This is a genomic window from Vibrio sp. Y176, from assembly GCF_033438945.1.
In genome coordinates this window covers 474560-487707 of the sequence record NZ_JAWOQS010000003.1, presented here as the reverse complement: position 1 = coordinate 487707, position 13148 = coordinate 474560, and the positions used below count along the sequence as shown (strand labels likewise).

General features: G+C 44.1%; 9 protein-coding genes. 6 read left to right on the top strand and 3 right to left on the bottom strand.

The window, feature by feature from the left end; translation table 11 throughout:
• Nucleotides 1-533 precede the first annotated feature (533 nt).
• The 4 genes from R7O13_RS10530 to R7O13_RS10515 all read left to right on the top strand — a co-directional run bounded on the left by R7O13_RS10530 (nucleotide 534) and on the right by R7O13_RS10515 (nucleotide 7585).
• Nucleotides 534-2171 (top strand): methyl-accepting chemotaxis protein, encoded by a 1638-nt coding sequence (locus tag R7O13_RS10530; RefSeq protein WP_053307463.1) that lies wholly within the window; start codon nucleotides 534-536, stop codon nucleotides 2169-2171.
• A 467-nt stretch (nucleotides 2172-2638) separates the two neighbouring features.
• Nucleotides 2639-3778, top strand: coding sequence for an efflux RND transporter periplasmic adaptor subunit (locus R7O13_RS10525; protein WP_042522092.1), 1140 nt, complete (start codon nucleotides 2639-2641; stop codon nucleotides 3776-3778).
• A 2-nt stretch (nucleotides 3779-3780) separates the two neighbouring features.
• Nucleotides 3781-6942 (top strand): efflux RND transporter permease subunit, encoded by a 3162-nt coding sequence (locus R7O13_RS10520; protein ID WP_005378264.1) that lies wholly within the window; start codon nucleotides 3781-3783, stop codon nucleotides 6940-6942.
• A 187-nt stretch (nucleotides 6943-7129) separates the two neighbouring features.
• Nucleotides 7130-7585 carry a MarR family winged helix-turn-helix transcriptional regulator gene (locus R7O13_RS10515; RefSeq protein WP_017635039.1) on the top strand — a complete coding sequence of 152 codons (456 nt, stop codon included), beginning with the start codon at nucleotides 7130-7132 and terminating at the stop codon, nucleotides 7583-7585.
• A 44-nt stretch (nucleotides 7586-7629) separates the two neighbouring features.
• Here the strand turns inward: R7O13_RS10515 and R7O13_RS10510 are convergent, their stop codons facing one another.
• Nucleotides 7630-8586, bottom strand: a complete 957-nt coding sequence (locus tag R7O13_RS10510) for an AEC family transporter (protein ID WP_005388415.1) — start codon at nucleotides 8584-8586, stop codon at nucleotides 7630-7632.
• 601 nt (nucleotides 8587-9187) lie between these two features.
• Between R7O13_RS10510 and trpS the strand changes: the two genes are divergently transcribed.
• On the top strand, nucleotides 9188-10210 hold the full coding sequence (gene trpS, locus R7O13_RS10505) for a tryptophan--tRNA ligase (protein WP_025766897.1): 1023 nt from the start codon (nucleotides 9188-9190) through the stop codon (nucleotides 10208-10210).
• A gap of 84 nt (nucleotides 10211-10294) precedes the next feature.
• Here the strand turns inward: trpS and R7O13_RS10500 are convergent, their stop codons facing one another.
• Nucleotides 10295-11251 carry an ATP-dependent dsDNA exonuclease gene (locus tag R7O13_RS10500; RefSeq protein ID WP_318303800.1) on the bottom strand — a complete coding sequence of 319 codons (957 nt, stop codon included), beginning with the start codon at nucleotides 11249-11251 and terminating at the stop codon, nucleotides 10295-10297.
• On the bottom strand, nucleotides 11248-12576 hold the full coding sequence (locus tag R7O13_RS10495; RefSeq protein ID WP_318303798.1) for a sphingomyelin phosphodiesterase: 1329 nt from the start codon (nucleotides 12574-12576) through the stop codon (nucleotides 11248-11250). Before R7O13_RS10495 ends, R7O13_RS10500 begins: the two co-directional genes overlap by 4 nt.
• A gap of 292 nt (nucleotides 12577-12868) precedes the next feature.
• Between R7O13_RS10495 and R7O13_RS10490 the strand changes: the two genes are divergently transcribed.
• The gene (locus R7O13_RS10490; RefSeq protein ID WP_017634954.1) at nucleotides 12869-13135 is read left to right on the top strand and encodes a hypothetical protein; all 267 of its coding nucleotides are present in this window, start codon (nucleotides 12869-12871) and stop codon (nucleotides 13133-13135) included.
• The last annotated feature ends 13 nt before the right edge of the window (nucleotides 13136-13148 follow it).

The window sequence follows — 13148 nt, the reverse complement described above, 5'->3', positions numbered from 1 at the left end:
GCGTCTCTTGAGAGGAAAATAGCAAACTTTTTTATTGCCTTGGCGCTCAAGAAAATCTGAATCGTTCACTGCGCTACTGGTTAACTTCGAAAACTTGTAAGAATCCTGTCTGCCAACATCACGATTAACATCATCAAGGAGTACCCTTAAATACGTTAGATAAACAATGGTTTTTTTGAGCTTTAGAAGAAGTGTTCGGACCTTTGCATATTCCGCGGTGGTGCTCAATCCTAGAACTGTGTTTTGTATGTGTTCTCAGTAAATCATTGAGTCGATCTATTCTTCAAAATGTGGTCCCTTTTAATTCACTTTCTGTTACATATTTTTCGTTTTGAAAGAGCATTTTAATTTGCATCTTTTGAAAAGATCTCTTTGTTAAATTTTGTATAAAATCAACTAATTGTTGAAATTAGAACCCTTGTCAAAAAGTCATTAGATTTCATGTTGAATAGCCTCTTTTACCTAATGGTATACTCTATTTGTTTGATATAATTTCCGGCAGTTTGTATACCATAAATAAAGAGAGTCTATTCATGTTCCAGAACTTAACGATCAAGCAGAAGATAGTGATCCCGCTGTCATTGATTATTGGATTGTTTATTGTGAGCTCTGTATTAAACGTTATGACAAGTTGGAAGCAATCTGAATTGAGTGAGACACTCAACGAACAGATCGTGCCGAACTTATTAACGATTGAGGATGCTTATCGCGATCTTTACCAAGCAACATCTGCAATCCAAGGTGTTGCACTTTCTGATACTCAAAACGATATTGATCATCACATCGGTGAATACAAAGACAACGCCTACAAAGCACTGCCACGTATGGAACAAATGATTGAGCTATCACAAGCCGGTGTGATGCCTTCTACACATGGTAATGAAGTTCGAACGCTTGTCTCTTTGGGTGAAAAGTGGTTAGCAAGTTATGAGGCGATGCTACGTTTACCTCAATCTCAATGGCGTGGTTACTACAATGAGCACAAACATACCTTTGAAGACCAATTTATCGAGGTTAGAGCGCAGCTTAACGTTGTAAAAGATGCAATAGAAGAAAAGCAAAGCCAATTGAAGGACGAAATATCAGCGGCTGCAACAAGAGCAGAACTCATTCTTGAGGCTGGCATTGTGATTGTTATTTTTGCCGCTATCGCGATGGCTTTTTTGTTGTTACAAACGGTTGTGAAGCCTATCAATGATATTAAAAATGCGATGACAGAAATTGCGTCCGGTGAAGGTGATCTAAGTCAGCGAATCGATGTAAAAACACAAGACGAAATTGGCAATTTAGCAGACGCATTTAACCAGTTTGTGTCCAAAATTCAAATGACAGTCGCTCAGGTAATTGAAAGCTCAAATACCTTACGTAACGAAATGGCAAATCTTAGCTCGTTGACCACGACCATCGCGAACTCGACCGTTTCTCAGCAAAAAGATAGCGAGGCGGTAGCGGCGGCAGTGCATGAAATGCAAGTCACAAGCAGAAATGTAAGCGATAGCGCTAACGAAGCTGCGGTTGCGAGCCAAACAGCGAATGATGAACTTACCAATACCAATGTTATTTTGGATCAAACGGTTAGCTCAATTCGCAGCCTCGCAAGTGAAATCGAAAGCGCAAGCCACGTCATTAACACATTGGATCATGATGTGAGTAACATTGCGTCCGTACTGGATGTAATTCGTGGTATTGCCGAGCAAACAAACTTATTAGCGCTTAACGCAGCCATTGAAGCGGCTCGCGCTGGAGAGCAAGGGCGAGGCTTTGCTGTGGTAGCGGACGAGGTTCGTTCTTTAGCCAGTCGTACGCAACAGAGTACGGGAGAAATCCAAACCATGATTGAAAAGCTACAATCTGGTGCAGGACAAGCTGTAGAAGTGATGCGCGGTAGCCAAAATAGCAGTGATGAAACGATCAAGTCCGCTGGCCGAGCGAGTGAATCCCTTTCTGAAATCTTGAACGCGATTTCACGTATGAACGAGATGAATACACACATTGCAACGGCTGCGAGCCAGCAAAGTACAGTAAGTGACGAAGTAAATAGCAACGTACAAGGCATTGCAGACAGTAGCACTTCAATTGTGGAAATCGTAAACCAAGCGCAAGCTTCTTTAGCCATGTTGTCAGAGCAAACTCAACGTTTAGATCATCAGGTCAGTCAGTTCAAAGTATAAGCTTGAGAACAGCAATCTCACTGACGAAATAACCCGCTTCTTAGCGGGTTATTTTTTAGATAAGTGGCGAACCTGACTTGTGAAATTTCGACTATATTTACATTCCTTTCTCACTTTAGTTCGTATACCAGAGTGGGCAAATAACCCCTAGACAGCGGTAACAAACTCTGTACAGCGTGATGATGCTTTTATCATCACTTTTGCTGCTTTTTAACCATTGCAATTGCACACAGGAAAATGTGATTTCCAACCCAAAATCTTCAAATTTGAGAACTTCATAACACCTTTACCATAAACGTTTTTCGTAAGCGTATAGAACTGTAAATTTTGTTGTATGTACAACACTGGGTATTTATCATCCTAATTAATTTGTTCTGGATATACATCCTTTAGTCATTATTAAGTCATTCTAGAAGCTTTTAATAAGGAATCTTGAAGGCTTGTCGGTAGATAAGAGAGAAAAATTCATGAGACGTAAAACCACGCTATCTCTGCTGATTGCGTCGAGCCTTTTTGTGGTTGGATGTCAACCTAGCGAAGAAGGATCGAGCCAAGGTGGTGGTCCTGCGCCCGCAACCGAAGTAGAAGTGTTAACAGTGCAGCCAACGCGCCAAGCATTGACAGTAGAGTTGCCGGGTCGTAGCAGAGCATTCAAAGAAGCAGAAGTTCGTCCGCAAGTCACTGGCATTATTTCGGAGCGAAATTTTGTTGAAGGTGGCCTTGTTGAACAAGGACAGTCGCTATATCAAATTGATGATTCATCATTTCAGGCGGATTTGCTGAGCGCTGAAGCGGAATTAATCCGTGCGCAAGCTGCGGCAGAGTCGACCTATGCCACGGTGAAGCGTTACAGAACCTTGATCACCAAAAAATCCATCAGCCAACAAGACTTGGATGAAGCAGAAGCGGCATACAAAGAAGCGAAAGCGCAGGTCTTAGTCGCAAAAGCCAAGATCAACACAGCAAAAATCAACTTAGATTATACGCAAGTCAAAGCTCCGATTAGCGGGGTGATCGGTAAATCGAGTGTGACAGCGGGTGCGTTGGTTACGGCTAATCAAGCTGCCAAATTAGCGACCATTCAGCAGCTTGACCCTATCAATGTTGATATTGTGCAATCATCCGCGCAACTGCTGCGTTTGAAAGCATCACTCTCCCAAGGCCATATGCAAGAAGATGACTCTGCGCAAGTTACATTGATGCTTGAAGATGGCAGCACTTACGAACACAAAGGCACAATGAAATTTACTGAGGTTAATGTGAACGAAAGTACGGGCAGCGTGACGCTTCGTGCCGAATTCCCAAACCCTGACGGTTTGTTGCTACCTGGAATGTTTGTTCGTGCGACGGTCATTACTGGTGTCGACCCTGATGCGATTCTAATACCACAAAATACGGTATCTCGTGATGCGACAGGTAAAGCGACAGTGATGACGGTTAATGGCGAGAACAAAGTGGAAGCGAAACCAGTGAAGACTGCCGAAGCGATCAATAGCCAATGGCGCATTATTGATGGTTTGAACGCGGGTGATAAAGTCATTACCGCCGGTTTACAAAAGGTAGGGCCAGGCAGTTCGGTAACTATCCAAAACGGTGAACAGGAGTAATCATGGCACGATTTTTTATCGATCGTCCGGTATTTGCTTGGGTTCTCGCGATTCTAACGATGTTGGCGGGGGTAATGTCATTATTCAATTTACCCGTCTCGCAATACCCAACGATTTCACCGACGACGATCACCATCAGTGCTCGCTATCCAGGTGCATCAGCAAAAACCGTTGAAGACTCGGTAACGCAAGTTATCGAGCAAAACATGACGGGATTAGATTACCTTCGCTACCTATCATCGAGCAGTGATGCATTTGGTAATGCGACAATTACCCTGACGTTTGATAGCGAAGCTGACCCTGATATCGCGCAAGTACAGGTGCAGAACAAACTGCAATTGGCATTGACTTCATTACCGATGGAGGTACAAAACCAAGGTATTGTCGTAAATAAATCCAATACGGCATTTCTCATGGTTGTCGCAGTTTATTCTGAAGATCCAGACTTTACAGAAAACGATATCGGCGACTTTGTTGTAACGAATATTCAAGACCCGATAAGTCGTGTAACTGGCGTAGGACAAGTGCAGGCGTTTGGTGCGCAGTATGCGATGCGAGTTTGGCTGGATCCATTTAAGCTTACGCAGTTCAACTTGACCGCAATCGATGTAGCGAACGCGATCAGTGAACAGAACGCGCAAGTTTCTTCAGGTCAACTTGGTGCAGCACCTGCGCAGGAAGGCCAGTTGTTGAATGCAACGATTTCGTCTGCAAGTCGTTTGAGCAGTGTGGAAGAGTTCCAAGACATCATTCTTAAGTCTGACGCCAGTGGTTCTAATGTTTATTTGAAAGATGTTGCTCGTGTTGAACGTGGTGCAGAAAGTTATGATATTCGAGGCCAATATAATGGCTTCCCAGCATCGGGTTTAGGTATTTCATTAGGTACTGGCGCAAACGCGCTTGAGACAGCCAATGCGGTAAAAGAGCGCTTAGAACAACTGAGTGCAACGTTCCCAGAAGGGTTGCAGATTGCTTACCCATTTGAAACAACGCCATTCGTCAAAGCCTCGATTCAAGAAGTGGTTAAAACGCTATTAGAAGCCATTCTTCTTGTGTTCTTAATCATGTACCTGTTCTTGCAGAACTTCCGTGCGACGATCATTCCAACGATCGCAGTGCCTGTCGTATTGCTCGGAACCTTCGCTATTTTGTACGCGACTGGATTTAGTGTAAACACGTTAACCATGTTCGCGATGGTTCTGGCTATCGGTTTGCTGGTGGATGATGCCATCGTTGTGGTAGAAAACGTCGAGCGTGTGATGCATGAAGATGGTTTAGAGCCCAAAGAAGCGACCAAAAAATCGATGGGGCAGATCACTGGTGCCTTGATTGGTGTGGGTTTGACGCTTTCAGCGGTATTCGTCCCTATGGCGTTTATGTCTGGTTCTACCGGGGTTATTTACCGTCAGTTCTCGATAACTATTGTGGCGGCTATGACGCTTTCCGTTTTGGTTGCGATAATTCTGACTCCAGCATTGTGTGCTACGTTGCTGAAAAAAGGCGATGCTGAGCTTCTAGAGAAGAAAGGTTTCTTTGGCTGGTTTAACCGCAAGTTTGATGCGATGACAGCTGGCTATGAAACCGGTGTTGCTAAACTTCTAAAACGCACAGGTCGCATGTTGGTTGTATTTTTGGCAATGAGTGCAGGTGCTGGCTGGTTATTTATGAACCTTCCAACGTCATTTTTGCCAGATGAAGACCAAGGCACAGTATTCTCAATGGCTATTTTGCCGCCTAACTCAACACAAGAACAGACGGAAAAAACACTTGAGAAAATGCGTGACTTTTACCTAGTAGACGAAAAAGACAATGTAAAGTCTGTCTTCTCCGTTGCTGGATTTAGTTTCGCAGGCCAAGGCCAAAACATGGGGATGGCATTTATCGGTCTGAAAGATTGGTCTGAGCGTGAAGCGCCTGGCGCTGATGCGGCTTCCATTACGGGCCGAGCGATGGGGTACTTCTCTACCATTAAAGAAGCTTTGGTGTTTGCGTTCGCCCCTCCAGCGATTCAAGAGCTAGGTAACTCGACAGGTTTCGATTTCTATCTCCAAGACTCGTTGAATAAAGGGCACGATGCATTAGTTGCGGCTCAAGGGCAACTTCTGGGCATGGCAGCACAAAACCCGAAACTTGTCGGTGTTCGTCCAAACGGTCAGGCAGATGCGCCAATGTACAAAGTGAACATTGACCACGTCAAACTTCGTGCTTTGGATGTCAGTATCAATGACGTAAACCAAATCCTGTCAGCTGCATGGGGCGGGGCTTACATTAACGATTATATTGATCGCGGTCGTGTGAAGAAAGTGATGGTGCAAAGTGATGCGGAATACCGCATGCAGCCAAAAGACTTCGATTCATGGTACGTACGCAACGCTAAGGGAGAGATGGTGCCTTTCTCTGCTTTTGCGAGTGGCGAGTGGACATATGGTTCTCCTCTTTTGCAGCGCTTTGATGGTTTGCCAGCAATGAATATTCAAGGCGGTGCAGCTCCTGGTGTAAGTACTGGTGAAGCCATGGAAGAAATTGAAGCAATGGTAGAAAAGCTACCAGAAGGTTTCACGGTGAACTGGAATGGTATTTCGTATGAAGAGCGCCTTTCCGGAAACCAAGCGCCGATGCTATATGCGCTATCTATCCTTGTCGTATTCTTAGTTCTTGCCGCTTTGTATGAAAGTTGGTCAGTACCTTTCGCCGTGGTGTTAGTTGTTCCTCTTGGTGTGCTTGGTGCTGTGCTTGCGGTAATGACGCGCAGTATGGATAACGATGTGTTCTTCCAGGTGAGCTTATTAACTACGGTCGGCTTGGCAACCAAAAACGCCATTCTGATTGTTGAGTTTGCAAAGGACTACTATGAGAAAGGCGCTGGGCTTATCGAAGCAACCTTACATGCTGTTCGCGTTCGTCTGCGCCCAATTATCATGACATCGCTTGCTTTTGGTTTGGGTGTGGTACCACTTGCTATCAGTTCAGGTGTGGGATCGGCAGGTCAAAACGCAGTAGGTACCGGCGTACTTGGTGGCATGATCAGTGCCACGATATTGGGTATATTCTTCGTCCCAATCTTCTTTGTAGTGGTTGAGCGATTGTTTGATCGACGTGCGAGAAAAGAGTCGGAGGCAGAGTTGTCTGAGACCAGCACTAAACCCACTCAGCAAAGCGAGTAGGACTTGGTTGTTTTAACTGAGTTATACTAGTGATAATAAACACGATTAAAGGGCGCTTCGGCGCTCTTTATTTTATGTTTTCACTTGGTGGTTACCGTCTATGACGCGAGCCTGAAAGACGGCGTGTTGTGTGCAGTATCAGCACAGCCTTTTCGGCCGAATGAAAGCCTAAAGAAGAAAAACGACGATGAAAGATCAGAAAATTTCCCCAATTTCCGTTTTGGATCAAAGCCCTATGTTTGTCTGCGGTGTGATGCAGCGCATGTACCGCAATCGTGCCCAAGCTGAGCTCTCTCGGCAAAATTTGATGACACTAGAAATGGCAAGTGCACTGGCCGCTTTAGAAGAATTTCAACCTATGAGCCAGCAAGCGTTGGCTGATGCGGTTCGAACTGAGCGAAGTGTAGCAAAGCGGATGGTGGACAATCTGGAAAAGAGAGGGTTTGTTCAAGTGTCTAAAAGTAAATCGAATCAGCGCCTTAAAATGCTAAGCATGACAAAAGAGGGGGCAAATGCTTTAAAGCAAGTTCATCAAATCATGACGAATTTACAGAAAGAGTTTTTTTCTTGTTTGTCGGAATCTGAAGCGAGTGAATTTTTTCGTCTGGTAAGAAAGCTCACTTTTGCGAATCACGACCAGTAACTGACATCAATGCCGTTTAGCGTCTTTATTTTATCGCAGACCAATTATATTAAGTTGTAGAACTTAAGAAATAGGATGCCCAACGTACAGGTCACGGTAGAAAGCACCGTAGTGAGTGCGATGATATTTGCGGCTAATGTGGCATTGCCCCCCATGGAACGCGCCATGACATAGCTGGCAGCAGCGACTGGAGAGGCGTTCATAAAGAAAAGAATACCTAGCTCAATTCCTCGAAATCCTACTAAGTAAGCTCCCATGGTGATGATGACTGGCGCTACGATGAGCTTGTAACTGCTCGCAAACCAAGATGGACCTTTCTCTTTTCTCATCAAGCTAAAGTCAAGTGAGCCACCCGTACACAACAGCGCCAAAGGCAATGTCATTTTGGACAAGTAGTCTCCTGCGTCAATAACCACATTCGGTACTGGAATAGCGAGTAAATAAAAAGCCATTCCTAGAACAATGGAGATTATGAGCGGATTCCTAGTCAGTGTTCGGCCCATCATCTTTGCTGCTTGCGAGGCAGACGTTGCCCCCTTGGGCGATAAGCAAATTACCGCTTGGACGTTATAAATAAATGTGGTGACCGCGACATAGAGCGCTGCTAGCGCCACACCTTGAGAACCATACGCATTGGCAACGTAAGCGATACCAATAATACCTGTATTTGCTCGGAACCCACCTTGGATGAGAACGCCTTGGTCAGGCGATGCTTTGAACAGAAGTTTGACGGAAAGGTAGGTGAAAATGAAAAACGAAATACTAGCGATGACGCCGAAATTGACGAATCCACTTGCCGCGGAAAAGTCGTGTTCTGAAGCCACAATGCTGACAAATAACATTGCAGGCAAGGTAACTTGAAACACGAGTTTAGAGCCTACTTCGATAAAATTATCGTTGATTAGACCAAAGCGCTTAAAAAGAACGCCAAGTACCAACATCAAACAGATAGGTCCGGTTATCGACAAAGAGAATTGCAACTGATGTAAAACAGCTTCCATGTAAGTATCCGCAGCAAAAGAAAAAAGTGTTCCTGTTGCCTATTAAGCCACAAACCCGGAGGGTAGGACAGTAACGTGATGAAATTTTCTTCTGTTGTAGGTTCCGGAGTCATTTACACTCCAAGTTATGGACGAGGTCCCAATTTAACAAAGCGGTACTGGTCCTACGTGCGATATGTTGGTTAACTCGTTGTCGTGATGCATCCACATGCGTATTAGATGTGAGGGCTGGTCATCGTAGTTATGGATAGGAGTTCATCAATGAAAAGGAAACACAACAAAACTGTACTGTGTGCGTTTGTCTCTGGTTCGGTATTTGGTGCGGTTTTGGTCATTGCGATGTCTTTACCAATGTAATCCTCTTAATTGGCTGTTGGAACACTCACTCTAATTCAGTACAAAACAGATTGAGTTCTGCGGTATGTGCTGTTAGTTTAAAAAACATGAAAATACACGTTCGCCCTTCATTAACAACCTTCTCTTGGTGGCGCTCTAAATAGAGCGGCGCGGAATACTTACATTCTTAAGCTGCTGGATGGTAGCTAAGAGTGTTTGATCTTTTTATCTCCAGTAGCGATCTATTAATTACTTGGAGACAAATATGAATAGCCATAAAAATACATCTCAGCGTGAAATTATACTTACCGGAGATCGAGCAACAGGTCCATTACACCTCGGGCACTATATTGGTTCATTGCAACAACGAGTCAAATTGCAAACGGAGCACGAGCAAACGATCTTGGTCGCGGACATGCAAGGGCTGACGGATAACGCGCATAACCCATCAAAGGTATCCTCTAATATTCTCAATGTCGTTGCAGATTATTTGGCTGTTGGTATCAACCCCGCTCAAACTACGATCACGTTGCAGTCTCAAATTCCAGCGTTAGCCGAGTTGACAATGTATTACAGTAATCTTGTTTCTATCGCACGATTAGAGCGAAACCCCACGGTTAAAAATGAGATTCAAAGTAAAGGCTTTGAACGCTCTATTCCCGCAGGCTTTTTAACGTATCCAATTTCTCAAGCTGCTGATATTACGGGGTTTCATGCGACGCTAGTACCAGTGGGTGATGACCAGCTGCCGATGTTAGAGCAAACTAATGAAATCGTGAGAAAAATAAACCACCTGGGTGGAAAAGAGGTTCTTAGAGAATGCCGTCCATTACTTAGCGATGCACCTCGTTTGCCGAGTACTGACGGTAAAAATAAGATGTCTAAAAGCATGGGGAACGCAATCAACTTAGGGGCCTCCGAAAAGGAGATTTCCGCGGCAGTGAAATCTATGTATACCGATCCCAATCATCTGAAAATTGAGGACCCTGGCCAAGTCGAAGGGAATATTGTATTCATCTACCTCGATGCTTTTCATCCTGATAAAAATTATGTCGAACAGCTAAAAGACCATTATCGACGAGGTGGGTTAGGTGATGGTTTGACCAAGAAAGTGTTAGAAGAATGCTTACAAGAGATGCTTCGCCCTATTCGAGAAAAGCGCGCTATGTATTTGAATGATAAAGCGCAGCTGATTGATATTTTAAAACAAGGTAGTGAGCGTTCTCGCGAGAAAACCGAAAAAGTGCTATTTGATGTGAAAGATGTATTTGGTTTAAATTTGTTCTGAATTAAAAGTAGAGAGTTGAACATAAGGCACGACGGCTGGTTAGCAACGTGCCTTTTTAAGTTCCCAGTCAGTCAAAGCGCATTGTTAAGAAGAAAAAAATTCACGACGAAAATCCGCGACTTCTTGTTGGTAATAGCTTTGCCATTCCGGTTCTGACAAATTTGAATGGCTAGAAGCTCTTTGCGTTCTTAACTTGGACTCAAGTTGTTGTAATGCTTGTTGGTAATCTTTGACTTGTTTTTTTTGTTCTGTAATTTGCTGCTGACGAGCATGAATGTTTTTAGTTTCTTCTTTCGTTAAGTAAGTTCGTTCTAGCTCTGCGATGATCGCCAAGCGATCTGGTAGGCTCATACTATTAGGAATCAGGGTGACCGCACGCTCATATTTTTCCTGGTCGCTTGTTAGCCCGATAGCACCTGCATGTTCTTGCCAGTCAATGGTGAGTTGCTCGAAAGCTCGCAAAAAGTTATCTGGGCTTTGAGTGTCCAGCTTTTGGGCTTCTAAGTTGAAATCGTACAGCGCGAACTCATCCGCGAAAACAACATCAGCCAATTCTCCCCAGATGCTTCTTGCTTCGTTCTTCAGGTGTGCAATACGCGACGCCAGTGATTGTTGCTCATCAAATAACAAATTTCCTACACTCTCTTGCCATTGGCTGCTGAGCTGAGGGTAGTTCGCCAAAAGCTGGAATCGAGCTGAAGATAAATGCGCCTCAAACAAGGCGACCTGCTCTTCACAACTACGGTTCAACATACACTCATGCCAAAACGTCTCAAGTTCAGCGACAAGTTTCCTGCCTTTGAGTTGAGTTAATCGCTCAGTCGTTATTTGAACTGTGGAAGGGAGCTTAGTTGTTTGTGGTGAAGTATCCGTATCGGGCACGATGCTATTTGTTTGTGGTGATGTACTTGAGACACTCTTATTTTTTGTCTTAGGGGAAGGAGAGGAAGCGAGCTCTTCTTTTTGAACATCGTGATTGAAAGTTAAAAATATCATGCCCGCCATAATGGCGGACATGATTATCAAAGCGATTTTCTTCATGGCTTGATTGTTGCGCTTACTGGGAAATGGTCAGAAAGGTTGTAGTGTTTCCATAAACTCTCTGCGGTTGTGCGCGGCACGTCTACACGGTTGTCATTGAATGATTTCACCCCGTATTCACTACTCACCATAACATAGTCAAGGTATTCCACGTTTTCGCCACCTGATAACGCTTCACCTGCAAAGTTATTGATACGGGGATCAAAGGTTGACTCCGTGTAACCAGAGTAGTGAGGTTCGATGGCGCTTAAGTTAGCGATCATTTGTTGGTAGTCACCAGGGAACTTTCTTTTGTTTACGTTAAAGTCGCCGCTGTATACCACAGTTTCGCTTGAAGGAATTTTAAGAGATTGGGCGAGTGCGCGGATTTGTTTGAACTGGCGCTGACGATACTCACGGGCGGTGTCTGTATCGAAAGATGCGGTATGGGTAGCAAACACATGGTAAGCCTGACCACCTTTAATTATTTCCGCATAATTTACGCCTTTATCGGCAAAGCAGTCTGTACCAGAGCAATCGGGAAAGACATATTGCGCTTCGTTCACGATAGGGTAGCGACTAACTATGATTACGCCACCATCATGAATATTAACGCCTTCTTTATCTAACATCTTTGTTTGGTAAGGATATTCCTTGGCTAACTCACGTAAGAATGCTTCACGGCCGCTGGCAAACACCTCTTGCAGCGCCAAAACATCGTAACCTTTTACATGTTGAGGAATCAGTTCGTAACGATCTCCAATGTGCGATGCAATAGCCGTCAACGCCCAGATGTTATAAGTCATCAACTTAAGGTTTTGTTCTTCGTTGTCGACAGACTCCGCTACCTTGCTTGGCGTGATGGTGTAGTAAAGATCATCATATCGAGCGGTACTGTCTGACTTAAATGCCAGTTCGGTTTCTCTCGCACCAAAAGCGTTAGTGTTGGCACGATGAATGTTACGATCATCTTTGAGAGATAACTCGACATCGGCTGCGGACAAGCCGTATTCAATGGTCGAATTGTACCAATGGCCTTCCATTATTTGATTGAGTGTTATGCTTTCACCTTCGGGGCTAGAAACCACCGTTTCAAAACGGTAAGTTTGATTTGATTTCACGCCCTCCCAGCGGTTGAAGCTTAATACAGATTTAGTTTCCCACGGACCAAGTACCTGCACATGTTGTTGCCACTCGTCTCCGTATTGAAGCAAATCACTACCTTCATGTTTTACTTGAATAGTTAACGGTTGATCAGAGTTATTCGTTAGGTAAACGTCGGTATCTGCAATGCTGGGTAACGCTATCAAGCTACTTAATAAAAGGCTCCACTGCGAAAATTTCATCTTATTTTTCCATCATTTGAACTAGAGTAATCATTCTTGTTTATAAATGTTACTTGCACGTTAAATATGGATGACATCTAAGCCAGCGCTGAAAATTGTTATCAGAATGTGATCTTTATTCAATGGTTAGGATGGGGGTATTGAGTGTGTGGCCGTTGAAGCGGTGGAAAAATAATACCAACAGTCAACGAATTGCATTCACTGCAATCAAGCTGTCATCTTTGCTCTATAAGTTGTGCGGCGTCATTCATCTAGCCATATGGCTAGAACTCAAATTGATAGATGGAGCACCATGGCTAGAGCAGTAAATCCAACCGATGAAACCATCATTAAATTGTTACAAGAGCAAGGTCTGATTAGAAGTGAAGCAGAAGCGCGTTTAAAGAAAGAGGTGTACCGCTTGCAGCCTAATGAGATAGCAAAAGTAAAAAATTATGCCCAGCATTTTGGGATAAACGCGAAAGAAAAGCTCATCGATGAGATCTTGGATCTGCGCCGAGAAGCGCTCATGAAAAGATGTAGACACAATACGGAGCATGCGAGCCTATCTCTAAAATAGCTTGTGATAAAAC